Source organism: Paenibacillus sp. V4I3 (assembly GCF_030817215.1).
GTDB lineage: Bacteria > Bacillota > Bacilli > Paenibacillales > NBRC-103111 > Paenibacillus_E.
In genome coordinates this window covers 1,537,301-1,561,250 of the sequence record NZ_JAUSZA010000001.1, presented here as the reverse complement: position 1 = coordinate 1,561,250, position 23,950 = coordinate 1,537,301, and the positions used below count along the sequence as shown (strand labels likewise).

21 protein-coding genes and 1 pseudogene are annotated in these 23,950 nt (G+C 43.2%); 7 read left to right on the top strand and 15 right to left on the bottom strand.

Translation table 11 applies throughout. The features are described 5' to 3' along the window. Positions 1-81: 81 nt before the first annotated feature. Positions 82-2,403, top strand: coding sequence for an AraC family transcriptional regulator (locus tag QFZ77_RS07470; RefSeq protein WP_307438098.1), 2,322 nt, complete (start codon positions 82-84; stop codon positions 2,401-2,403). A 43-nt stretch (positions 2,404-2,446) separates the two neighbouring features. Here QFZ77_RS07470 and QFZ77_RS07465 read toward each other — a convergent pair whose 3' ends face one another. The 9 genes from QFZ77_RS07465 to QFZ77_RS07425 all read right to left on the bottom strand — a co-directional run bounded on the left by QFZ77_RS07465 (position 2,447) and on the right by QFZ77_RS07425 (position 12,625). Continuing rightward, positions 2,447-2,731 (bottom strand): hypothetical protein, encoded by a 285-nt coding sequence (locus tag QFZ77_RS07465; protein ID WP_307438096.1) that lies wholly within the window; start codon positions 2,729-2,731, stop codon positions 2,447-2,449. A 26-nt stretch (positions 2,732-2,757) separates the two neighbouring features. Next, positions 2,758-3,240: a hypothetical protein gene (locus QFZ77_RS07460; RefSeq protein WP_307438093.1), complete on the bottom strand. Its 483-nt coding sequence runs from the start codon at positions 3,238-3,240 to the stop codon at positions 2,758-2,760. A 233-nt stretch (positions 3,241-3,473) separates the two neighbouring features. Beyond that, positions 3,474-5,156 (bottom strand): ABC transporter substrate-binding protein, encoded by a 1,683-nt coding sequence (locus QFZ77_RS07455; RefSeq protein ID WP_307438091.1) that lies wholly within the window; start codon positions 5,154-5,156, stop codon positions 3,474-3,476. An 87-nt stretch (positions 5,157-5,243) separates the two neighbouring features. Next, complete coding sequence (locus QFZ77_RS07450) at positions 5,244-6,146, bottom strand: carbohydrate ABC transporter permease (RefSeq protein WP_307438089.1); 903 nt, start codon at positions 6,144-6,146, stop codon at positions 5,244-5,246. Positions 6,147-6,162: 16 nt separating this feature from the next. Beyond that, complete coding sequence (locus QFZ77_RS07445) at positions 6,163-7,119, bottom strand: ABC transporter permease (protein ID WP_307438088.1); 957 nt, start codon at positions 7,117-7,119, stop codon at positions 6,163-6,165. A 146-nt stretch (positions 7,120-7,265) separates the two neighbouring features. Continuing rightward, positions 7,266-8,816 carry a response regulator transcription factor gene (locus QFZ77_RS07440; RefSeq protein ID WP_307438085.1) on the bottom strand — a complete coding sequence of 517 codons (1,551 nt, stop codon included), beginning with the start codon at positions 8,814-8,816 and terminating at the stop codon, positions 7,266-7,268. Further along, positions 8,809-10,599 (bottom strand): sensor histidine kinase, encoded by a 1,791-nt coding sequence (locus tag QFZ77_RS07435; protein ID WP_307438083.1) that lies wholly within the window; start codon positions 10,597-10,599, stop codon positions 8,809-8,811. The genes QFZ77_RS07440 and QFZ77_RS07435 overlap by 8 nt, the downstream gene beginning before the upstream one ends. A gap of 90 nt (positions 10,600-10,689) precedes the next feature. Beyond that, positions 10,690-11,526: a sugar phosphate isomerase/epimerase family protein gene (locus QFZ77_RS07430; protein WP_307438080.1), complete on the bottom strand. Its 837-nt coding sequence runs from the start codon at positions 11,524-11,526 to the stop codon at positions 10,690-10,692. A 22-nt stretch (positions 11,527-11,548) separates the two neighbouring features. After that, a complete protein-coding gene (locus QFZ77_RS07425; protein ID WP_307438077.1) occupies positions 11,549-12,625 on the bottom strand; it encodes a Gfo/Idh/MocA family protein in 1,077 nt (358 codons plus the stop codon). Positions 12,626-12,747: 122 nt separating this feature from the next. Between QFZ77_RS07425 and QFZ77_RS07420 the strand changes: the two genes are divergently transcribed. After that, complete coding sequence (locus QFZ77_RS07420) at positions 12,748-13,644, top strand: AraC family transcriptional regulator (protein ID WP_307438075.1); 897 nt, start codon at positions 12,748-12,750, stop codon at positions 13,642-13,644. Positions 13,645-14,257: 613 nt separating this feature from the next. Here QFZ77_RS07420 and QFZ77_RS07415 read toward each other — a convergent pair. After that, positions 14,258-14,641, bottom strand: coding sequence for a GyrI-like domain-containing protein (locus tag QFZ77_RS07415; RefSeq protein WP_307438073.1), 384 nt, complete (start codon positions 14,639-14,641; stop codon positions 14,258-14,260). A gap of 83 nt (positions 14,642-14,724) precedes the next feature. Further along, positions 14,725-15,678 carry a stalk domain-containing protein gene (locus QFZ77_RS07410; protein ID WP_307438070.1) on the bottom strand — a complete coding sequence of 318 codons (954 nt, stop codon included), beginning with the start codon at positions 15,676-15,678 and terminating at the stop codon, positions 14,725-14,727. Positions 15,679-15,771: 93 nt separating this feature from the next. Here QFZ77_RS07410 and QFZ77_RS07405 point away from each other — a divergent pair, with 93 nt between their 5' ends. Next, on the top strand, positions 15,772-16,515 hold the full coding sequence (locus QFZ77_RS07405) for a spermidine synthase (RefSeq protein WP_307438067.1): 744 nt from the start codon (positions 15,772-15,774) through the stop codon (positions 16,513-16,515). Positions 16,516-16,614: 99 nt separating this feature from the next. Then, positions 16,615-18,171, top strand: a complete 1,557-nt coding sequence (locus QFZ77_RS07400) for an ABC-F family ATP-binding cassette domain-containing protein (RefSeq protein WP_307438064.1) — start codon at positions 16,615-16,617, stop codon at positions 18,169-18,171. A gap of 47 nt (positions 18,172-18,218) precedes the next feature. Here the strand turns inward: QFZ77_RS07400 and QFZ77_RS07395 are convergent, their stop codons facing one another. Together QFZ77_RS07395 and QFZ77_RS07390 are read right to left on the bottom strand one after the other, a co-directional pair. Then, positions 18,219-18,431, bottom strand: a complete 213-nt coding sequence (locus tag QFZ77_RS07395) for a hypothetical protein (RefSeq protein WP_307438062.1) — start codon at positions 18,429-18,431, stop codon at positions 18,219-18,221. A 159-nt stretch (positions 18,432-18,590) separates the two neighbouring features. Further along, complete coding sequence (locus tag QFZ77_RS07390; protein ID WP_307438060.1) at positions 18,591-19,550, bottom strand: helix-turn-helix transcriptional regulator; 960 nt, start codon at positions 19,548-19,550, stop codon at positions 18,591-18,593. Between the two features lie 213 nt (positions 19,551-19,763). Here QFZ77_RS07390 and modA point away from each other — a divergent pair, with 213 nt between their 5' ends. Further along, positions 19,764-20,582, top strand: coding sequence for a molybdate ABC transporter substrate-binding protein (modA, locus tag QFZ77_RS07385; protein WP_307438057.1), 819 nt, complete (start codon positions 19,764-19,766; stop codon positions 20,580-20,582). A gap of 2 nt (positions 20,583-20,584) precedes the next feature. After that, complete coding sequence (gene modB / locus QFZ77_RS07380) at positions 20,585-21,256, top strand: molybdate ABC transporter permease subunit (RefSeq protein WP_307449312.1); 672 nt, start codon at positions 20,585-20,587, stop codon at positions 21,254-21,256. Positions 21,257-21,342: 86 nt separating this feature from the next. Here the strand turns inward: modB and QFZ77_RS07375 are convergent, their stop codons facing one another. Beyond that, positions 21,343-22,074 (bottom strand): MOSC domain-containing protein, encoded by a 732-nt coding sequence (locus QFZ77_RS07375; protein WP_307438055.1) that lies wholly within the window; start codon positions 22,072-22,074, stop codon positions 21,343-21,345. Between the two features lie 131 nt (positions 22,075-22,205). Here QFZ77_RS07375 and QFZ77_RS37735 point away from each other — a divergent pair. Further along, positions 22,206-22,536, top strand: a pseudogene (locus QFZ77_RS37735) (DUF5658 family protein). Between the two features lie 44 nt (positions 22,537-22,580). On the opposite strand, the gene QFZ77_RS07370 reads toward QFZ77_RS37735, so the two are convergent. Further along, positions 22,581-23,810, bottom strand: a complete 1,230-nt coding sequence (locus QFZ77_RS07370) for a hypothetical protein (protein WP_307438054.1) — start codon at positions 23,808-23,810, stop codon at positions 22,581-22,583. Between the last annotated feature and the right edge of the window lie 140 nt (positions 23,811-23,950).

Here is a 23,950-nt window from a genome sequence, read left to right as displayed (position 1 = left end):
TGTTGCTCTTAACGCCTGTCTTGACTACAATACATAGATAGTCTGAATAATCATCCTCAAGATAGATAGGTGTTGGATGCGATGCGCTCTTTAAGTTTCCTTAGCAAAATGACCATATTCGGGTTCCTGCTCAGCACTCTGCCGGTGATCTTCATCGGCGCTTTCGCCTTCGTCACCTCGTCGAGCGAAATTCAAAAGAATGTCAACGAAGGTAAAATGCAGTTGATCACCCAAATCAACTCCAATGTAGAGCAGAAATTAACGACTGTCAACCATACACTTAATCAGGTCATCAATTCCACCGTACTCAAAAAGGCGATGGACATGCCCCTTACTGTAAACGATTTCATGATGTATGACGATCTGCGCAGCGAAATTCGGTATATGCAATCTTTTGATACCAAACTGGAAGATGTCATCTTGATCAATGCCAGGGAAAACTGGATGATTAAGAATTCGGGCTTGTACCGCTATGACAGCTACCCATATCACGATAAGCTTATGAGTCTGATGAACACGCAGGAGAACAGCGTTTGGACGCTTAATCCATCCAAGTGGTTTTTCACGGAAGAAAATGCGCGAAGCGTTACCTGTGAGTACAGTATTTCTCTAGTTAAAAAGCTGCCCACCACCGGTCTGGAGAAATACGGCTTGGCTCTGGCTAACATTCCTGCCTGCAGCCTGCAGGATCTGATTAAAAATGATACCGAGAATCTGGATGACATCCTGATTATGGACGAACAGAATCGGATTCTCATGCATCCGGATGCAAATCTCATCGGTAAATCTATAACCGAAGCTGGCCTTACAGATTTGAAGCAGTTAGAGGCGCCAATGGGCCAGTTCTCAGCGGATATTAACGAGAAGCCCTATTCCGTCAGCTTCCTGCGTTCCAACCTCAACAACTGGACCTACTTATCCTTAACCTCCATCGACAGTTTGACGAAGGAATCCAGTAAAATTGGAACCTATACGATCTATGTATGCGTCCTGATGCTGCTCCTCTCCATGGTCCTAGCTTGGCTAGGTTCGCGCAAAATGTATTCGCCGATCCAGCTTCTTTTGAACCAAATCGGAGGGCTTGTGACCGTGAATCAGAAGCGGAAGGCCAACGAGTTCCAGATGATCAGCGAGCATGTCCATACCTTGTTCCAATCGAAGTCCCAACTGGAAAGAGAAGTCCACCAGCATATCGGCCAGGTACGGACGTTTTTCTTAATCAAGGCTTTTCAAGGGCATATCAAACAGAGCGAGCTGCTGGAGAAGCTGGCGCAGTTCGGCTATAACAAGCACATTGAAGAGTGGAAAACGATGTCAGTGATCACGATGCAGATCGATTCTATCGATAATACGCGTTACGAAAAACGGAATATGGAGCTGCTGCTCTTCGCTGTGCACAATATGATCGAGGAACTGATTCCTTCCCAGCAGCGTCTCGCTCCCATCATTATAGACCAGACCGTGGTCACCTTGATTGGAAGTGCCGATAGCGAAGAAGCTGCCTTTCGCAATACGGTATATGCATTAACCGAGCAGATGCAGCAGCATATCTATAGCTTTCTGAATCTCCATGTCAGCATAGGGATGAGTCTCCCGATTCAAGCTTTCTCGCAGATGTCGATTGCCTATCGGGAAGGTCTGGAGGCTTTGAAGCATCGCATCAAGCTGGGTGAGGGCATCATCATTCAGTACGAAAATATTAACTCAGGGAAGCATTACCTGAATTTAAACTATCCGAAGCCGATCGAAAATGAATTGATTGATGCCATCAAGCTTGCCGAAAAGGATAAGTCCAAAGAGCTGCTGAAACAGCTGCTGCAAGCCGTATTCGCAGCTCCGCTGACGCCGCAGGAGTATCAAATTCCACTGGCAAGACTGCTCAACAACCTGCTCATGGTGATGCAGGAATCCGGAATCAGCTTGAATCAGATTCATCCGAACAAAGGGTCCCTCTTCGAGGAGCTCCTGAATCTGCATATGACTGCCGAAATCGAGGACTGGTTCTGGACAGAGGTCATTCACCCGCTGATTCGCATTTATCGCGATCGGCAGGATGCCCAGTACCACAACATTTCCGAGAAGATTATTGATCTCGTGCAGCACTATTATGATACCGACCTGACGCTCGAGGAGTGCGCCTCCCGGCTGCATTATAATGCGAATTATTTGAGCAGTATTTTCCGCAAAGAAACGAACTGTTCCTTCAGTGACTACTTGTCGACATACCGGTTCAACATGGCTAAGAAATGGCTGTCCGAAACCGATATGCCGATCAAAGATATCTCTTCCAAGCTGCGCTATAACAATTCCCAAAATTTCATTCGTTCGTTCCGCAAGCAAGAAGGATTAACACCCGGCCAATATCGGGACAAAAAGAAAGAAGGCTCGGCACCTAGTGGGTAGGTTCCTTGCCTTCCTTGCTTGTCCTAATCCTAGCTAGCAAATGCTAGGTTGTTGGTTTGACCGCTGCTTTGAGTGCAGCACGATTATCCCATAGAAACGATACAACGCTGTTACGTTCTTCAAAGAACGATTCTTTCTCATCTGCATAGTCTTGGCCAAGTCCATGAACGCTGAAACGATCATCCGAGTAGTTCATCAAAGTCCATTGCCCTCCGCGTTTGTTGTCAGCAAACACTAGGTATAGTTTCTCTCCTGAAGCGTCCCATTTCGCAAACGATGAAAAATTGTCCAAAATCTCACCAATGTCGTTTTTCTTTTTGATTTGCATGATCGTATCCTCTCTTTCATTTATTGTTAGGCAAGTTTACTCAAAAGCACTGTTTCCGTTTCCGTTTCTGTCTCCTGAAGCTTGGTTTTCCACTCCATTTTATGTTGTGAAACGGTTAAAAATATGTGCTTATAGCCTTCTGATATCGTCAAAACAGGTTTACCGTATACAAGTAACTGAGACATATGGTAGGTTACTTGTTCGACATCTTTCATAGTGTCACTCTGTTTCCGTAGGACAATAAGCAGCTGCATACATCCAAATACCCTAAATTGGTTACAGCACTCTGTATGATCCACATCATACCAATCCATTTTTTCAACTTCTTGAACCGTAAAAACGTTGGAGTCCCCTAATTCATTTTCTAGCGTAATTTCACTAAGCTGGATGTTGGTTTTGTCTAATTCGTATGCCACCTGTTCTAAGGCTTGCTTTTTCGTTTGGGCTTGAATGAGGTATGAAATGTTAGCATGGAAGGTTGCCTCTGCGATATAGTCTTCTTGTTCCATTTCCCCTTTGATATCTCCTTTAAATTCGTGATGTGTTGTGTCTATGGACAAGAAAATACTATAAGAAAATGGATAAAAAGGTTGTCATTCCATAGGGGTGGATTTTAGGAACCTTTGTCGAATGGAAAATGGGCTCCATTTGGTTCGCTTTCTTGTTGGAAAAATAAGAAGACTGCTGCTATGTCCATTTGACAATAGCGGCAGTCTTCCACCGTTCATCCTATAACTACAAGCTATTCGTTCCACATCTTAATACGCTCTTTTAGGAGAGCATCAAATTGCGTTTCCAACTTTTTCACACCAGCTTGCTCAAGTTCTTTTTGGAAGGAGTCCCATAACTCGTCGAACTTTTTCGGATTTGCCATGATGAGTTCCGGAATTCGCTTTCTAGACAGCTCCATAATTTTCTGGAAAATGATGGCTCCATCCGTATCTTGAGGAATATTGATTTGCCACGCCGCCCCCCAAGGTTTACTTGGGAATTCAGAAGCTTTAGGGTAAAGATCCTGCCACATCTTCGCATTGTACTTAGCAAGGACCTCTTTCTCTACCGTTGTATAACCGTCAATAATTTGCTGCTCACTTTTAATCGTATACGTTTGGCCGGAAGGATCCTTCACACCATCGCCGTACTGAGAGAATGGATAACCGTATACGCCTATTCCTGTTTTCTTCCCATATTGAGGGTCCTTCACACGTTGATCCATTTCTTCCTTAGGAACGACACGTTTGCCATTCTCTATTTTGTAATGAACGCCTTCAATTCCCCAATTATTCAAAATTTGTGCTTCATCAGAAGCTAACCAATCCAGGAATTTAATAATACGCACCGGATCTTTAGCAGACTTGGAAATGGCAACTCCCCAACCTGCTGAGTAACCTGCGCTTTGGAAGTTTTTGTTCTTAAAGCTTTCATTTAATGTAATGGGATACATGCCATACGTTAGTTCATTTTTTCCTGCTTGCTTCAAAGATTGTTCTGCCTCTAAATACTGCCATTTGGAATCGATAATAGCGAGCACACGACCGGAAGCAATTTTCGCTTTATATTGATCGTATTTCTGAACAAAGCTTTCTGGATCCAAAAGTCCAATATCATTCATGTGATTGAGCCATTTGAAGTATTCTTTTTCTTCAGGACGCGTTAAATGGAGCACCGGCTTTTGTGTTTTTTCGTCGATATACCATTCCCCGTCGTCAGAACCCCCGGTTGCAAAAACGGCTGGATTCGTAACAGATTGGGCTATCCGCCAATCATCTGCGAGTAACGATAGTCCTAACGTAGGTTTCCCATCAATTGTAGGGTGTTTATCTTTAAAGGTTTTAATGGCATTCTCGTAATCCGTCACCGTTTTGAGTTTAGGATAACCAAGTTCTTTGACAACCTGATGCTGCAGTTGAAAACCATCTTTTGGCTCCCATTGCTGTTCATTGACACCAAATGTACCTAGATAGTAAATCGCTTTATTATCCTTACTCCACTTCAATCGCTTCAAGTAATCGCCATACAGCTTTTTGATATTAGGCCCATACTTATCAATCAGCGGAGCAAGATCAACGAACCCGCCAGCATCTGCGATGATATTTGAATCGTTTTTCGCAAAAATAAGATCAGGATATTCCCCGCTTGCCGCCATAAGGGCTACCTTTTGTTTCGGATCCCCAACCGGATAATCAATTTTGAGGGTAACGCCGGTTAGTTCCGTAATCTTTTTGCCGACCGGGCTTTGCATGTTCTCATAGTTCGTGTTTTGATCAGCACTAAACATGGTTATTGTGATTGGAGATTTGTCATCTTTGGTGGTCGAATTCCCCACTGTCTTCGTATCTTTTGAACCTTCACCCATCATACTGCAGCCTGTCAATGCCAATGTTGCAATTAAAGTGAACGCTATCATTTTTCTGCTCTTTTTCATATTAGCCCTCCTTATTTTGGTACCTATGTAGTAACAGACCGATGACCTGCTCATACCGAATGAAATAAATCATATACGTCATCTAGATCACGCCTTGACAGCCCCCAATGTTAAGCCTTTGACAAAGTACTTTTGGAGAAACGGATATACAATCAGAATGGGCAGCGTAGCAACTATGGTAATAGCAGCACGTATGGATTCAGGTGATACCTGAGCGGAGAGCCCTGGATTAGAGCTTCGTGCAAGGTCGGCATTATTGGAGCCTGCTGTCGTGTTTGCCAATATCTTCATTAATTCATACTGCAAGGTGGATAGGTGTTCGGAGTTGCTATTGTACAAAAACGTATCAAACCATGAGTTCCACTGCCCAACCGCGATAAATAAAGCAATGGTCGCAAGAACAGGTTTACACAGCGGTAATATGATTTTGAAAAAGATCGTCAAATCGTTTGCACCGTCCAGCTTCGCCGATTCCTGTAAACTAATCGGCAGCCCGTCTATAAAAGAACGGATGATGAAAATATTCCATGCACTGACGAGACCGGGTAAAATATACACCCAAAACGTATTCATTAAATGCAGCTCTCTCATTAACATGTACACGGGTATTAAGCCCCCAGAAAAGTACAAGGTAAGAACAAAGGTCAATGAAATTTGCTTTCTAGCAATAAAATCTTTACGGCTTAGTACGTAAGCAACCATCGCTGAGCTGAATACGCCAAGTACAGTTCCAATCACAGTTCGAAGCACAGAGTTCTGGAAAGCAACAATCAAATTGTTATACATAAATATCTGTTTGTAATTCTCCCATGTGAAAACGCGAGGCCAAAGATAGATGCCTCCTCGAACGCTATCCATCGCATCATTGAAAGAGATCGCGAGAATGTTCCAAAACGGATAGATTGTCACAATACCTACAATAACCATACAGACATACAAGCATAGTTCGAACGTGACATCCCCAAATTTATTTCCAGTTCCAACCTTCATAGCTATCTATCGCCTCCTATATAACGCTTTCTTTTGTCCAACGCTTAAATAGCCAATTAGACGTCAGAAGCAGTGTAATCGCGACGATAGTGTTTACAATCCCCACCGCTGTACCGAATGAAAAGCGCGCAAGCTTGATTCCGTAGTTCAGCACATAGAGATCAAGAACCTCTGCGTAATCTTGTACAATTGCGTTGCCAAGCAAGTATTGCTTCTCAAACCCTATGCTGGTTAACCACCCGATAGATAGAACCATCATGACCATAATGGTAGGACGAATTCCAGGAAGCGTTATGTGCCAAATGCGTCGAAATCTCCCAGCTCCGTCTACCTTAGCAGCTTCAAATAGCTCTGGATCAATACCTGCTATTGCAGCTAAGTATATGATTGAATTCCAACCCATTTCTTTCCAAAGATCAGATAACGTTACAATGCCCCAGAACAAGTGTCCTTGCGCCATAAACTGAATCGGTTTATCGATAATATGCAAACCAACCAAAATTTCATTAACGATGCCGCCATCTGTTGACAGCATCTTCGTTACCATACCAGCCACCACGACCCATGACACAAAATGGGGTAAATAAGAAATCGTTTGCATCGTTCGCTTGAAAGCAATTAAACGAATTTCATTGAGTAAAATAGCGAATAAAATTGGAAATGTATATCCTACAACCAAGCTCATAGAGCTCATTGCAAGCGTATTCCGCAAGACCAGGTAGAAGTGAGGCTCATTAAAAAGTGCAACGAAGTTATCGAATCCAACCCAGGTTTGCTCACTGAACGATTTACCTGGCTTGTATTTCTGGAATGCCATCAACCATCCCCAAATAGGGACGTAATTGAAAATGAATATCCAAATGACAAAAGGCAGTGACATGAGAAATAGATACCGCTGTTCAATGACGGTTTTCCACTTCGTTTTCTTCCTTCCAATTGAAGCAACGATATGAGGTTGACTCCTGGTTTCCATCTAAACGCGCTCCTTTAGTCACATAATTGTTCTTACATCTACAAATATAACGGGAATAAAGCGCTTGCAACACCCGAAAAACTAGATATGAATCATTTGTTAATTGGATATTGAATGGCAATTTAACGCGTTATCTGCACACAGGTTCATGTTTTTGTTTTCCATTTTTCCCGGTACATCGTCGGTGATTCTCCAATCGCTTTCTTAAATTTCAAGTGAAAGTAATCGACATTCGCATAGCCTACCATTTCAGCTACTTCATACACTCTATAGTCATCAATTAATAGCTGCTTGGCTTTGTCCATTCGAATCCGATCCAAATAAGTATTGAACGATTCACCTGTCTGACTCTTAAACAATTTCCCTAAATAGGAGCTATTGTAATGAAATAATTTCGCCAACATTTCTAAGTTGATCTCCGAGCAATAATGAGTAGAGATATAATCGAGAATACTATTGAAGTTGTTATTTCTTTTTTCTTTAGCCCAATGCTCGTAAATACCAAGCAGCTCCTTTTCGACTAAGGCTCGTAAAGCTTGCATAGTTTTCTGATTGTCAATGGCCTTAACGATCTCATTTAACGTAGGCATATGGGCTTTCATCCGTTCGTCTATGTCAGTTAGGAGCTTTATCAATTCTACGTACATGGATATATAGCTGGCTTTGATTTGTTTTTCATACCATCCAAGCTGCAGCATTGCGGATTCAGCATCCGTCAATATATCCAATAGCAGCTCTTGATTACCCGCAACAATCGCTTTTGAGGTATGATCGGCAAAACTCCCCATTGAAAAAGCTGAGGTATCGATGGTTATAACAGGATCCTGAACAGGAAGAGGGGTAAGAATGCTGCCCTTTCTCTCAGAAAGGAACTTCTTCTTCATGCATTCGTAGGCATATTGATAAGACTTACCTATCTGGTTAAAGTGGTTCACTTTAGGCCCCATGGCAACAACTAGCTCCAAGTCCATTGCCTCTTGAGCCTCAGATAAATAAAGATCAAGCTCTAAATAAGGATCTATTTCCTCGCACAATATCCCAATGTACTTTCCAATGGGAAAAACGACACCTCTATGGCGTTTGATCATATGTCTGTTTAAATGCTCAGATAGGTATGTCATCTCCTCAGGCTCCCATTGTTGGAGCTCCGATTCGATCAAAATCATTTGGTAGGTGTTCCACGGAAGCTCGAGATGCAACGATAAAAGATTTTGTTCTTCTTCATTTCCATCTGAAACGCTCTCCCGACGCAGCAATTGTTGAAGCTTATGTTGAACAATAAGTTGTGTAGAAGATTGCAGCTGCGCCTGTTCTTTGGTCCGCTTTTTCCATATTTCACGTAAATCATTCATGCGAGTAAGCAGCTCAGTCTGCTCAATCGGTTTCAGTAAATAACAACGAACACCATATTCCGTAGCTTTTTGGGCGTAGGAAAATTCGGAGTAACCGCTCAAAATGATGAAATCACTCTGCAGTCCATGCAGCCTGGCCTCTTCGATAAGCCGCAGTCCGTCCATACCGGGCATTCTAATATCAACGATCACCACATCAGGATTGATATCCTTACACAGCTGAAGTCCATCCAAGCCGTTATCCGCTTCACCGCAAATCTCAATATCGAAGGACTTCCAGTCAATAATTTTCCTCAATCCTTGACGAATGATGGGTTCATCATCAATTATGATTAGTTTATACATCTTCTTTTCCTCCAATAGGTATGATGATACTGATCCTCGTTCCTAATCTGGGATGGCTGCTAAGATCTAGTCCATATTCAGCCCCATAGTAGTGTTTGATCCGCTGATGAACATTGTGCAAACCAATCCGCTGACCTTGTTCATCCTCTGGATTATGAAGTGTAGCCATAATCTCCCTGCATTTATCCGCCTCCATGCCAATCCCGTCATCGCTTACACTAAGTTTAATCGTAGAACCCTCATACTTGATTTGGACACTTACTGTCCCTTTTCCGATCTTATTTTCGATACCATGAATAATGGCATTCTCTACAATAGGCTGTAAAAGCATGGGAAGTATCATAATTCCCCCAATTTCCATCTGATTAGGCAATTCATAATTGAGCTTATCGCCAAATCGGAATTTCTGAATTTCTAAATAGATGTGTATCATTTCAATCTCCGATAACAGTGAAACTGCTTCATGCCCAATTTCAAGATTATGACGAAGAAGCTTTCCAAGCGCCTTAACCGAGTTGGCAATTTCCTCTTCCTCCTGACAAACAGCTTTCATTCGAATCGTCTCTAGCACATTAAACAGAAAATGTGGATTCACTTGGTTAACAAGCATTTTAAATTTAATTTCCCTTTGCTTAAGCTCAAGCGCATGCTGCTCTCGCTGAGCTTCTTCGACCCGTTTCATGAGGTCATCAATGCTGGTTACCATATGATTAAAATGATGCGAGAGCTGTCCGATTTCGTCCTTGCCTTGAACAACAGAGCTATGTGATAAATCCCCCCTTGCTACCATCCGAATATCTCTGATCAAAACACCAATCCGTTTCGTCATAGCACTTGAAAAAAAGAGAATAAAAAATATGGATAACAGCAGACTGCTGAATATGATCCAATACGCGATGTAACTAATGTGTTGAGACTCCTTTAATATGGTTTCCAATGGAATCACACTAATAATACGAAGGCTATTATTACTATTTTCTGGGAATATGGATTGAATAATGATTTTCACTTGTTTACCTTGGTAGATCGAATCCTCAACTTTAATCGCTTGGCTTCCGAAAGAATCGACTAGTTGGAGCTGCTTAAGCGAGCTGCCGACAAGGGTTTGGTCCTTCGCGGCAAGAACCTCATCTTGATCAGAAAGAATCATGGTCTCGAAAGGCTCTTGATTAAGAGTCGCATGCAAGTGCTGCGGATTGATCGTAATTACCAACATACCGCAGAAGATCATATTGCTATAATAAATTGGCCTGACAAGACTAACATAACTTGGTCCTTGCTTCGTTTGATCAGGTATATAGTACCAACCAATTTTGCCGCGATTTTCAATGGCCTCCATATACCAAGGTTCTTTAAGCATGCTCGTATTCAAGTGAAAAATAGACCAATTTTCAAGCAAGGTTGCATTCATTGTGTAGAATCGGATTCCGGAAATCTCTTTGTATAAAAGCATGTAGTCGGTTAGATCGGTATACTCGGAATACGCATGAAATACTTCAAGATTAGATTCATACTCTTTACTTACTAAAGCTTTTAATTGTTTATCGAAGTAGATTTTATTAGAAATATCCGTCGGTATTTTGAGTGTCTCCTCCACTTGTTTTTTTATTTTCTCGACATTGTTGATAGACTGCTGTACGGCATGTTCGATTGCCATGTCCTTCAAAGATTCCGTCAACAAGAGCCCTACCGTTAAGACAGGAACAAAGACAACTAATAAATAAGATAGGATCAGCTTCTTCTTTATTTGAATATTGTTTGTGATTAGCGCGATATTTCCCATGCTGCCCTCCTATGCTATAAAAAAGAAAGAGGCCCAGCCTACTCAAGGCGAGCCCAATCTTATTTAACCATTACCTGCTATGTTGCAAAATCAAATCCCAGCTGCCGCATACACTTTATCGAAGCCGGCTTTCGAACGTTGAACTAAGCTCTCGGGGGATTCTGTCGGTGGCGTTGCCGTCAATATTTCCTGAGAGACAGCCCCCTTATAACCAATACGCTGCAGCCCTTGCAGGAAGCCTGCCAAGTCGATTACACCCTCACCTGGATACAAGCGTCCGTTATCCAGCACTTCTTCCACGGGAACGTCTGGTGCATCGTTGATGTGGACATGCACGATCTGCTCGGCGCGAAGCTTCTCAATATCGGCCACCGTTAGCCTGTTCGTGTACCAATGGTACGCGTCGAACAATAAGCCTACGTTGCTCTCGCCAATGGCGTCGATCCAATCCAGCGTCTCATCCAGCGTCCAGATGAATGGATGCTTCCAACGGGTACGCAGATGATGCGGACCAACGAACTCTAGACCAAGACGGATACCGTAGGCGCCTAGGATTTGAGCACAAGTACGCAATCTGCGTGTAGCTAACGCCATGAAATGCGCAGCGCCCAAATCTGTTGAAGGTAACACGTATGTGCAGCAGCTCGTACATCCAAGTGCTGCAGCAGCGGCTGCTGCTTGTGTCAACTTCGGCAAGCCTGCACGGAAGGTCTCTTCCGTCCCTCGCCATTCAACCGGCAAACCGATGGAACCAATGACGAGGCCATGTTTATGAAGCAGCTCACGTGCCCCATCTACACTGTAGCTCTCTACTAGACCAAGCGCGTCGATATCGACAGCCCCGAAGCCATATTTTGCAGCCAACTCTATGAATTGTTCATTACTTTCAAGCTTGCCGAGTCCAGCCCCCGTTAATCCTCTTAGCATGTTCTTCCCTCCAAGTATGATGTTATTCGTTCCAATTCAACTTCACTTCATTCCCAGTTCGTGAAGATTCGTAAATGGCATCGAGAATTAAATTGTTCGTAAAGCCGGAGAGTGCCGATGTTATCGGTTGTTTGCCTTCGCGAATGCAATCTAGGAAATGGAGACTAAGGCGCAGACGTTCACCCTCATCATCGTCCGGTTTCTTCAGATCGGTCTCGATCGCTTTGTTAAACTTCTCCGTTAACAGCTTACCGTTAGCTCCGCGATAGCTCGCTCCGCCTTCTGTTCCCATCAGGTGAACGAACGGTGTATTGTCCGTATCCATATGCACGGCCCAGCTCACTTCCAGCGTCAGCGTGCTGCCATCTTCCATGCGAATCAAAGCAGTGGCCAGATCTTCCACGTCGTACGTACCGTTCCAGTTCGGCGTACCCCATGTTCCGATTCCTTTGCGGCGAGGCCCGAATTCGGCATACGTAGCGCCCGAAACCGACACTGGCTTCGGATTCCCCATCAAGTAGAGGGCAAGATCCAGCATATGAACGCCAATATCAATCAGCGGGCCCCCGCCTGACTCCTCCATTTTCGTAAACCAGGTGCCCCAACCGGGAATACCCTTGCGGCGGAACCAACCTGTTTTCGCTGTATAAATCTTGCCGAGTTCACCGGCATCGACCTGCTCCTTGATCTGAAGTGGCACGGATTCCCAGCGCATTTGGTGGCCGATCATGACGACTTTATCCGATGCTTGACTTGCCTTGTAAATTTGTTTGGCCGCTTCCGCATTGATACCCATTGGCTTCTCAATCAGCACGTGCTTGCCTGCTTCAATCGCTTGTACAGCAAGCGAAGCATGGTGCATATTGGGCACGCCGATAATAACAGCGTCTACATTCTCACTTTGTATAAGTTCTTCAGGGGTAGATGGCACGTAAGTAATACCGTGTTCCAGCGCGCGTGCTTCCGCGAGTGGCAGATAGGCATCTGTAATCGCCGTAATTTCACATAAATTGCCTAGCTTCGAAAATTCACGAATGTGAACCCCGCCAATATTTCCCGCTCCAATAATACCTACTCTAATTTTGTTAACGCTTCCCACTGTTCGTTCCTCCTCATATGCACATCCTGTTCGATCTCCTTTTATGGTAAAATAAGTGCAGCAAGAAGTCGTACCGTTATTTCGGAAAACGTCCCATTTTTTCGAAGGAGATCAGCCTCATTATGACGTACTTTCCCGATTATCTAAAAACGTATCCCAATATGGAATCGTCTTTCCCTTTTCACTTCAGCAGGAATACGCTCGACCGTGGCTTTCGGGCACATCGCCATGATTACCTAGAGTTCTCTTACGTCGTCAATGGCCGAGGAGCAGAAACCATAAATGATGTGAAACATACAATGACACCAGGCACTTTTACGTTCGTACTGCCCTATCAGGTGCATGAAATTTTCACAGATCCGGGGGAGCATCTTGTCCTATTCAACTGCTCATTCAGTATGGATCTGCTTATGGAGCCAGGGAACGATCAAGGCTTGTCCGGCCTGTTTAATGATACGAATACCCTGCCGGGCTATGTCCAGCTAAGTGGGCAAGATCAACAGCAAATGAGCGCTCTCATTGAAGATATGTACAAAGAGTACAACGCCAACGAACGCTACAGGCAGACGCTGCTGAAGGCGAGACTGAAGGAAATTCTTGTTCGCTTCGATCGTTATCGTTGGAAACAAGCAGGACAGGCAGAAGTCACGGCCATCTCGCCGCTCTCAGGAGCGAAAACGAGTCCTTCCGTGTGGCCAATCATTCACTACATCCACCGAAACTATCAAGAGGATCTGGCCCTGTCTGACCTCGCTACGCGGTTCACGATGAGTGTATCCCGCATCAGCGAGGTCATTAAACAAACGACCGGCCAAACGTTCGTTCATTTCCTGCACGATCTTCGACTGCGCCATGCGTGCAGCCTGCTAGTATCCACCGACATGAGCGTAACGGAGATTGCCTTGGAGGTCGGGTACGGGTCTTATAAGACATTTTCTCGCATTTTTCGAGAAAGCAAAGGCATCGTGCCGAAGGACTATCGCAAAGCCGAGTATGGTCGTCGAGTGACGCAAGGATAAATGACTTCGATGGCATCTTTCACATGGAATTAACCACACGCCAGCGAAAGCCTGCTGAGAAGTCGGAGACGGCCTTCTCAGTCCCGGGCCCAGACCTCACACGCCGTAGTCGGCAGCTGAGAGGTCTTTTTTGGCGCTCTGGCGAAGCACGCGCCTGCGAAAGCCAGCTGAGAGGTCTTTTTTGTCATGTATGCCAGTGTTCATTACTCCGCCTTTTGTTCGCACAGTATAAATCTACTTTGCATTTAATATAGAGAATCTAATATAGAAGCGAGGTGATCGGAATGGCTCGTGTAAAAGCTGTTAAACAGCCCGATTTAGTATTGATCAGTTGGACAAGAAACCCTCTAGTTCCTGGTTCACCACGCAGGATTATTGCTGCTCGTGTTATTGGCAATGCTCAACCTTGTAGATTTACGCTAGTACCTAATGGATTGCTTATCAATGCCTTAAACTGCTTATTAGACCATAACATTGGTTTTAAAATCGTGTTCCAGAGAAAAACGTCAAGTGTTAGCGGATTTTTGTTGTTACAACGCAATAGATAATTTGTTGTCAAAAAGATAGAAAAAGATCCACAACAATGAGTTGTGGATCTTTTTACTATTTGCGATTAAATGGATAGAACTATCTTTATACTGCCATCCTGAGAATAAAATTCAAAATCGGTTTTATATGCTCTTCTAATATTACTTTTCCAGATATCCACCCAAGCATGAAAGACTCCCTGTGGATCGGTATTATCTACCTCTACAACATGGTAGTTTCCTGCTGGAATTATGACACTGCTTTCATCCGTGAATTTCTCTTCAGAACCAATATGCAAATCATAATCACCTGTAAAATCACTTGAATAATTATTATAAACTGCATATATATCACCTTTTAATTTTAAACGAAGAAACTCTTCCCACAGACTAAGTATTTTATCTGTATTTTGATTATTTGTTCTTATTCTTTTGCCATAAATAAGTTTTTCAGTAACTGCTGCATGCATGTATATGTCCTCCTACTAGTTTTAATATAGAAAATATAACATTCATAATATGACAACAGTCTGTCAGCTTTTATAAATTCGAACTAATTTTTAATCTCAAAAGACGTTTTTATGTTAATGATATCGTCATACATAGAAAGATACTCAGCCTTCAACTTCTCATCATGTAGATTATATTGTACATCTGTTGGAGTGCTTAACGTGAAAATATGGTCTCCCTTTTCTCCGATTTTTGAAAGATGACTATTCCTAGCCGTTTCTTCACTGTTTGTCTGCCAGTCTTCTTTCGTCCATCTCGTGATCGTAAAGGACACGCCCCCAAACACTTTATTTGCCTTATCGATAAAATCAAAACTTTCACGTTTAGAAGCTTCAAAGATGGTGTTCGCGACCTCATACTTCCCTTCCCAACGCTTAGGGAGTTTTAGAGTGAAATTGTATGCCTTATTTTCATACATGATGCTTGGGACTTGACTAATAATCCGATTGTTTACAGCGCCAATATGTAGATTAACCGTTGAGTATGTTCGGAAGTCCCCTAATCCCTCTGACACGAAGGTCTGCGCATCGACCCCAAAATCATTACCGCTTATGGCAACTTCTCCAACTTTTTCCCATTTATCATTGTAAAAAGAAAGGTTTGCTCCTATCATATTCTTGGTATTACCCATACCTTCGATTTGCAGTTGCCCTGTAACTTTCGTGTTTTCACCCAATTTTGTTAGAATTAAGTTCCCAACAGTTATGCCTTTATAATTGGGATCCGTTAACGTTAGATTTGCATTTTTCATGAAAATCTTATGTGTATCCGCATCATAGTCAATAGTAGCCCCCAAGTGTTCAGCGACAAAACGGATAGGTACATACGCATGCCCATCTACGTTAAGTACCTTGTAATCATTGTTTAATGTCGTACTATTCCCATTGATTTCAAAGCTTGCTGGAAATAGCAGAGCTTGAATAGTATCCGACGCCAAAGCAACCGATGAACAGGCCATAACGAAACCACAACTTAATCCCAATAGAAATTTTTTCAATGAGCTGCACCTCTTCTTCATTCTTTAAATGATTAGACGCTAACCATTCCATTTAGTTGTAAAAAATAGGAAGTAAGGAAGGAGCTACATAACTTGGATTTACTGTTTAAAGAGGTCAGCAATAACCACGAGATATCTGTATACGACACGCCGGAACTGTATGGTGAGAAAGGAAACTTCCGAGTATTGGAGTTTTCCAATAGGGCTATACAAGGTGCGATGGATTTGAATAATCCCGAACGAATCCTATTTGAATATCCGCGAGCGATTATCCATTTAATGGATTTTAACACCCTATCATTCGAGGATGTATTTGTCATTGGGCACGGAGTTGGAACGATTGCAGGGCATTATTCGGAGAAACGATTTAAAGTAGCGGAGCTCGATGATAAAATCGTGGAATTAAGCAAGAGGTTTTTTGGATACCGCAAGGATAATGTGATTGTTGGTGATGGACGCCAGATTCTCGGGAGTGAGGAACCGCTGACCTACGATTATATTATTTTGGACGCCTTTACGGAGAAGGGTACTCCTCTGCATTTAACGTCCAGGGAATTTTTCAGGATGACTAGGGAAAAACTCGATTCGCAAGGGTCTATCATCATGAATCTGATGGGCAAAGGCGAGAATGATCAGCTCCTTAATGCCATTCATACGACTCTTAGCGAGGAATATGCTTATATCAAATCGTTTGCCCTGCCATCTGAGGGTGCGGCCGACATACTAAATATCATTATCATGGGCAGAAACAAGCCAATCGGATTTCAGGCACGCCACATGGCGGGTTTCACAGAGATTGAACTTGGACAAGGATATATCATTAGGGACAGTAAATGAGGATTCGATGAATTCTTCTTCCAGGGAGTTGTTCACTCCATATGGTTTATAATAAAATAGGAATAAAGTAAGAATAGATCAAAAGAAAAGGTGTCATTCATGAGCATATTAAACGTAGAACGACTAAGTCACGGCTTTGGAGACCGCGCCATCTTCAACGATGTATCCTTCCGCCTACTCAAGGGCGAGCACATCGGACTCATCGGCGCTAACGGTGAAGGGAAGTCCACCTTCATGAACATCATTACAGGTAAGCTCCAGCCGGATGACGGCAAGGTCGAATGGTCCAAGCGTATGCGCGTTGGTTACCTGGATCAACATGCAGTACTGAACAAGGGACTTTCGATCCGCGACATCTTAAAGGGAGCCTTTCAATATCTGTTCGACATGGAACAGGAAATGAACGATATGTACGCCAAGATGGGCGACGTAACCCCAGAAGAGCTTGAGCAAATGCTTGAAGATGTTGGAACGATTCAGGATACACTGACGAATCAAGATTTCTACATGATCGATGCCAAGATCGAAGAAACCGCCCGTGGACTAGGCCTTACGGATATTGGGCTGGATAAGGACGTCAATGATTTAAGCGGTGGGCAGCGAACGAAGGTATTGCTTGCGAAGCTTCTACTCGAAAAGCCGGACATTCTTCTCCTCGATGAGCCGACGAACTATCTCGATGAACAGCATATCGAATGGTTGAAACGCTACCTGCAAGAGTATGAAAATGCCTTCATTCTCATCTCACATGATATTCCGTTCCTTAACAGCGTTATCAACCTGATTTATCACATGGAAAATCAAGCCTTAAACCGCTATGTTGGCGATTACGAGCATTTCCAGCAGGTTCACGAAATGAGAAAGTCGCAGCTTGAATCCGCGTATAAGCGCCAACAGCAGGAAATTTCTGAATTGAAGGATTTCGTTGCCCGTAATAAAGCGAGTGTGGCGACGCGGAATATGGCGATGTCCCGGCAAAAGAAGCTGGACAAGATGGAAGTCATCGAACTGGGCAGAGAAAAACCGAAGCCGCAGTTTAATTTCAAGGAGGGGAGAACGGCTGGTAAGCTGATCTTTGAAGCGACCGATCTCGTCATCGGTTACGAGGATCCCTTATCCAGACCGCTCAACCTTCGTATGGAGCGAGGTCAGAAGATCGCGCTTGTAGGGGCGAATGGCATCGGTAAAACGACATTGCTGCGTAGTATTTTAGGTGAAATCAAGTCATTATCCGGGTCTGTACAAAAGGGAGATAACCTCCAAATTGGTTACTTCCAACAGGAGATCAAGGATTCCAATAACAACACCTGTATTGAGGAAGTGTGGAATGAGTTCCCCTCATTCTCACAATTCGAAGTACGCGCGGCGTTAGCCAAATGCGGTCTCACAACCAAACATATCGAGAGTAAAGTTGTGGTACTCAGCGGTGGTGAGAAAGCTAAGGTTAGACTTTGCAAGCTGATCAACCGCGAGACGAACCTACTCGTGCTCGATGAGCCGACGAACCACTTGGATGTCGATGCGAAGGATGAACTGAAACGTGCTCTCCAGTCGTACAAAGGCAGCATCCTGCTGATTTCCCATGAACCGGACTTTTATCGGGATGTCGTAACAGAAACATGGAACTGTGAATCTTGGACGACGAAAGTGTTTTAAATCGTACCTAAGGAGCTTATCTAATCGCTTGCGATTAGGTAAGCTTTTTATATTGAAATATGAGTTGCATTATGATATTTCAAACTGGCATTTTCCCCCGCGTCATCATCCTTTGCATTCGTTTCATGTGAATGAGAACCGTTCGAACGAACCATCCCACTCGTACTCCCAAGCACACATATATGGGAATACAACTGCACCAAATGATCTGTTTTCTCACTATCCCAATCCAATAATGCAGCATGCTCACCATCTTCCATGACCGTTCTTCTCATAGAATTTATTGTAAATGAGATCTCTCGGATTAAAATCAGTCCTTAGACGGAATTCCTCCTCCTCTGACACCACAGCGATAAAAAATAAAAAACATGCCAATTCACTAGATCACAAGTGAATTGGCATGTTTTAAATGTGATACGTTAAGTCTCGAATAAAATGCGTCCTGTCTGCGATAAGTCATAACCTCGGATAGGACGCAGCTCATTATGGAAGGATTCGGATTGTAAGACTTGCTTAACTCTCTCAATCCATTCCAGATTTTCCGGTTTCTTTAACATGACAAGGTCATATCGTTCTTGAATAATCGGAATGAACTCAACGCCGCCAACCATATAGGCTGCTTTTTCAATCCCTACTCCGAAATCCGCTTCACCCGTGGCAACTTTACCAGCCACACCCATGTGATTCGATTCCTCCCGCTCATATCCGCTAAGCAGCTGATGCGGAATGCCATGAAGACGGAGCTGCTCATCGAGAAGAACACGTGCGCCGGAACCTTTTTCACGATTGACCAATTGAAGTCCAGGCTTCTTGAGATCAGCCCATCCGTAGATCTGTTTAGGATTTCCTTGCTTAACGTATAGGCCAGCCGATCGAGAGACGAGATTCATAACAAGATAGGAAGAACCCGTCAGTAATTTTCGGATATAGGGAATGTTATATTCACCTGTGTCACCATCCAGCAAATGGGTGCTGACAATATCAGATTCACCCTTATACATCGAAATTAAACTATCCAGACTTCCTACGTAAGAACGAAGCGGTCTGTAATTGGGTACATTTCTCTCGATATGTTTGGCTAAAATGTCCAAGCTCACGTCTTGTCCAGTTATAACAAGAGAATGTTTCGAAGATGAGGCAGTATGAGCATGGAATTGCTGCTGTGCAGGAGGTTCAGCCAAATCCTTTTTGAGGATAGAGGCCACACCTCCTTTCGCACGTGTTTTATATGCTTCGAGATCCGATGCGTCTACGCGCATTTGCTTTCCGACACGGTAGGAAGGCAGATCACCTTTTTTTATTAGATCATAGACGGTTAGTTTGGAGATTTTCAAAAGTTTAGATATTTCTTCCGTTGTATAGGAAATGTCAGCTGTCATTGTAAGCCTCCAAAAGCATGTTTTTCATAAAGGTAGAGTAGATTTACTCCTACATCAAAACTGCTATTACATTATCATCTATCATAAGCTGATACATAGGGTATTTTCAATCCCGTTGTTTACTAATTAAACATGGTTTTATATAATGATCAATAATCAGATTTATTCTATTTATAATCAAATAGATATAATTTTAAGTTCGGAGGGAATAAAATGTTAAAAATAAGAATGTTTAGTTATATTTTCTTATTTTTTGTTATAACTGCTATGATCAGCACAGGTTGTGCGAGCAAAACGGAGCAACCTGCTGCAAGTTCAACATCAATACCCACTGAGAAAGTAGAATTAACGATTTCTGCAGCCGCAAGCTTAACCGATGCATTCAAAGAGATTCAAACGAATTACGAGAACAAAAACAAACAAATTAAACTCAATTTTAATTTCGGAGCCTCTGGGGCTCTGCAACAGCAAATCGAACAGGGAGCTCCTGTAGATTTATTCTTTTCGGCAGCAACTAAAAATATGAAAACACTAGTCGACAAGCAGTTGATTGATCCAACACAGCAAAAAAGCTTGCTAATTAATGAATTAGTTCTCGTTGTTCCCGCTGATGGTAAAGTGACTGTACAAAAAATAGAAGATTTAACAAACGAAACGATCAAGCACTTGGCAGTTGGAGAACCGCAGACAGTGCCAGCTGGCAGCTATGCCAAAGAGGCACTGACTAACGCGAAACTTTGGGACACGCTTCAAGCCAAAATCGTACAAGGAAAAGATGTACGCCAAGTACTTACCTACGTAGAGTCCGGGAATGCTGAAGCCGGTTTTGTTTATAAGACCGATGCGTTGACTTCAAGAAATGTGAAAGCAGCTTTTAGTGTTGATCCCAAAACGTACACGCCCATTGAATATCCTGCAGGTATTGTAAAAGCAACAAAACATAGCAAAGAAACCGCTGACTTTTACACGTATCTCCAAAGTAAAGAAGCCCAAGATGTGTTTGTAAAATACGGCTTCTCTATTCCAAAATGATGATGAAACAAATTAACTGGACAGAATTTACTTATCCTATAATTCTTTCATTAAAGGTTGCCGTGGTATCCAGCGTTTTTGTTCTTTTGATTGGTGGATTAGCAGCTTGGGGTATGTCGCGGCGGAACTTTCGCGGAAAGACATTGTTAGAAACTACGTTTTTTCTGCCTTTGGTACTGCCTCCGACAGTCGTGGGCTTTATCTTGCTGGTCCTACTGGGTAAAAAGAGTTGGATTGGGTACCTCATGGAAAGCTTCTTCAATCAATCGATCATATTTACATGGGGGGCTGCGGTGATCGCTTCGATCGTGGTGGCTTTTCCTTTAGTTTATCAAACGATGAAAACCGGATTTACCTCGGTTAACAAAGATCTGGAGGACGCGGGGAGATCAACGGGAGCAAACGAGTGGCAAGTTCTACGATATATAACCTTACCTTTGGCATGGCGATCTGTTACGGCAGCTTACATTCTTGGCTTTGCTCGAGGTCTCGGGGAATTCGGTGCAACGCTTATGATAGCAGGCAACATCCCTCACAAAACCCAAACACTTCCTACCGCCATATATATGGCTGTTGAATCTGGTGATCAAACCCTTGCATGGTGTTGGGCAGGAGCCATTATCATTATCTCATTTGGACTGATGTTGTTCACTAACCGCAAAACCAAGAGTTAGAGTAGTTGGATGAATAGACAATTTTTATGTCCGGAGAACATATAGGAGTTTCATTTATATTTTCCGGACCAGTTTTATTCATTAGGCTAATCTACTAAATATACCTTCTCACCAATATTAATTGGTCCCGGCTTTATGACAGAAGCATACACTCCGAAATTTAAATTCATCTCCTCGTTAATTTTCTTCAACAAAGAAACATCGCGTTCGAGTGTATCTGGATCGATTGTAATCATTGAACAACGCTCACAATAACTATCAATTTGTAATTCAGTATTGCCTATCTGTATTCGCTTACCTATCCAATTACCTTCATTCATGGAGTTTTCATCTAATGTTACAACTAGGTTTGCTCTAAAGCGCCTTTTATCCAATCTCTTTCCCCATATCTCTTCAAGCTTGCGTAAAGTAGTGTCCGTAATGATTAAGATACTCCCTGAATCGACAGCCATCTGGTCAGCGTTCTGCGTTTTATAGCACCTCATAGATATCTTTCTTTTGGAATACCTTTGGATTTCATCTAATAATTCTACACTCCAGTTAAAGATCCGCCCATCTGGCGATGTTACTACTAATTCAGGCAACTCATCTTCATGATCCTTCCTGATGATTTTCGCCTTATAAGCAAGCATGTTAGGGATATCTCTAGCCGTGATAAAACCATCCCATCCTTCTTTTGTTTCATCAATAAAAGCAAAACAGCGGTCGCCGTCTAAACCACTATTCACAATATGGCTAGTCTGTAAAGATTCTCCCGCAAATGACTTTACAGGAAATCGGTTTATTTCACTAATTTCACCTATGCTGTGTAATGTCAAAATAGATCCTCCAAGTCTTTACACTTTTATTTGCACATGACCTATTGCTTACAAAAGTTACATTATGTATCATCCATATATAACCATATCAAGTTCACTTCATTCTTGCAGTCGAAAGTGAGGACGAGCCTATGGATGTCGTTCGTCAATTTTTTATAAGTAAAACACTTATTAGGTTACTTTTCTTATGTTGTAGTGACGCGTTATTTACAGATATTGGCCTGCATCTGGCATTTATCGAGGAATTAAATCCACTTATCCGAAGAATTTACGAGTGGCATGTGGGTGGATACTATTGTTAAACTGATACTTCCTTTGATCCTAATGGCCATATACCCCCATATTCGAAAAAGGGTCTGGGTCCAGCCCTGTTTGACCCTCACCGTCTTGATATACGGGGCCGTCAATGTATATCATTTCATTTGGCTGTCTTATGGATTGACTTACGTTGCGAAAAGCTAATCATTCAATCAGCTATATAGTCGTCGCATGGATTCAATTTTTTGCTATGGCCGTACCCATTTGGCTCCCAGCCAAGTATGGATGTAATACCACAACTCCCCGTTTGGAGACTTCCATTCGCGTGAAGCGGTGACGGTTTGTGGTGTGAAGGTGAGCTCCTGCGTAGTCAATGAAGCGTCCATATACGGTGTGTCCAGTGCAATGGATGCTGCCGTCAGTTCAAGACTAACATCACTTAACTTTACCCCGAGCTTCGCATCGTTATCGAAGTCACCGGTTAACCGGGAAGAGATTTCCTTGGCCAGGTTGATCCATTTACCAGAACCGTCTATTACGACAAAGTACCAACCATCTATTTTTCCAATCGCATGAACGGTTTGCGGCAGCTGAGGCCCAGGTAACTCGCTGCTATAAGGGAATGGTAATGTGTAATAGTGAAATGGGACAGGAATGTCCAGCTTAAGGTCGACCTTCTCTACACCCTCAAACCCGAGTCCATGGGAATCATCTGCGTGTATCCATCTTAGTCCCATCGTTGTGTCGATCTTATACCAGACGCTTGGAGGAACCATTCTCGCTTGCTGCTTATACTTCTCGATAGGCTTCACGATCTGAGGGGGAAGCTTCGGCTCGTCAGCCAACGGTTTCTCGAAAGGCAGCATATAAACCTCAGTCTCCTGTTCAATCGATATCATTCCTTCGACCGGAGAACCTTTGTATTTCTCTGCATAATGATACGGGCGAATCCACTTGTCTCCAAGCCACGAAGTTTTGATTAGGTACCACTTATCATTGGAGTAGCATGGCGTGTAAGGGTCGCACACAGTGATAGAGGCAACCGCCTGAACTGTTTGCGGAGAGAGTTTGTACGCGGTCATCTTCATCGGTGAAGCAGAGTCATACAGATCTGTTTCCTGTTCAAGTAAAGTCAGCGTTTGCTCCTGAAGCTCCATTTGTCCGTATTTGTACGCGCCTTCCTTCAAATTAATCCATGCTTCACCAAGCCATGTCATAACCGGCACTTTATCCATACCAGTGATGCCCAGCAGCATGCTGCTCTCGATAGGAGCTAGGTGGACAGACTGGAACGCGCTAAGCGAGCCGATGACTTCATTAGATCTTGTTTCCTTGCTTGCATATAATGTAAACCCGTCCATCAAGGTTACATAAGGCATAGCACTTGGTGCAGCGAGCTCCTGCTCAGCCTTAGAAAATTGCGGCCCGGATAGGAAACCTATGGCTGCGGCCAGCAGCAAGGTTAACCATTTGGTCAAGTTAATCATCTCCTTTCGATAATTAGACGTAAGTCCTGCTAGAAAGTTACAATTTCCCCCTCATTAGCGATTGTCCAACGCGCAATAAAGCGCCCCACCGATTAACGGATAAGGCGCTCAAAGATATTTCCGATATTCGA

What these genes read in the sequence shown, in the direction of transcription:
- QFZ77_RS07390 (WP_307438060.1), bottom strand. Translation starts at nt 19,550, where the DNA reads ATGACAGCTGACATTTCCTATACAACGGAAGAAATATCTAAACTTTTG.
- QFZ77_RS07395 (WP_307438062.1), bottom strand. Translation starts at nt 18,431, where the DNA reads ATGGAAGATGGTGAGCATGCTGCATTATTGGATTGGGATAGTGAGAAA.
- QFZ77_RS07415 (WP_307438073.1), bottom strand. Translation starts at nt 14,641, where the DNA reads ATGCATGCAGCAGTTACTGAAAAACTTATTTATGGCAAAAGAATAAGA.
- QFZ77_RS07465 (WP_307438096.1), bottom strand. Translation starts at nt 2,731, where the DNA reads ATGCAAATCAAAAAGAAAAACGACATTGGTGAGATTTTGGACAATTTT.
- QFZ77_RS07430 (WP_307438080.1), bottom strand. Translation starts at nt 11,526, where the DNA reads ATGCTAAGAGGATTAACGGGGGCTGGACTCGGCAAGCTTGAAAGTAAT.
- modA (WP_307438057.1), top strand. Translation starts at nt 19,764, where the DNA reads ATGTTAAAAATAAGAATGTTTAGTTATATTTTCTTATTTTTTGTTATA.
- QFZ77_RS07435 (WP_307438083.1), bottom strand. Translation starts at nt 10,599, where the DNA reads ATGGGAAATATCGCGCTAATCACAAACAATATTCAAATAAAGAAGAAG.
- QFZ77_RS07445 (WP_307438088.1), bottom strand. Translation starts at nt 7,119, where the DNA reads ATGGAAACCAGGAGTCAACCTCATATCGTTGCTTCAATTGGAAGGAAG.
- modB (WP_307449312.1), top strand. Translation starts at nt 20,585, where the DNA reads ATGAAACAAATTAACTGGACAGAATTTACTTATCCTATAATTCTTTCA.
- QFZ77_RS07460 (WP_307438093.1), bottom strand. Translation starts at nt 3,240, where the DNA reads ATGGAACAAGAAGACTATATCGCAGAGGCAACCTTCCATGCTAACATT.
- QFZ77_RS07420 (WP_307438075.1), top strand. Translation starts at nt 12,748, where the DNA reads ATGACGTACTTTCCCGATTATCTAAAAACGTATCCCAATATGGAATCG.
- QFZ77_RS07440 (WP_307438085.1), bottom strand. Translation starts at nt 8,816, where the DNA reads ATGTATAAACTAATCATAATTGATGATGAACCCATCATTCGTCAAGGA.
- QFZ77_RS07455 (WP_307438091.1), bottom strand. Translation starts at nt 5,156, where the DNA reads ATGAAAAAGAGCAGAAAAATGATAGCGTTCACTTTAATTGCAACATTG.
- QFZ77_RS07470 (WP_307438098.1), top strand. Translation starts at nt 82, where the DNA reads ATGCGCTCTTTAAGTTTCCTTAGCAAAATGACCATATTCGGGTTCCTG.
- QFZ77_RS07450 (WP_307438089.1), bottom strand. Translation starts at nt 6,146, where the DNA reads ATGAAGGTTGGAACTGGAAATAAATTTGGGGATGTCACGTTCGAACTA.
- QFZ77_RS07400 (WP_307438064.1), top strand. Translation starts at nt 16,615, where the DNA reads ATGAGCATATTAAACGTAGAACGACTAAGTCACGGCTTTGGAGACCGC.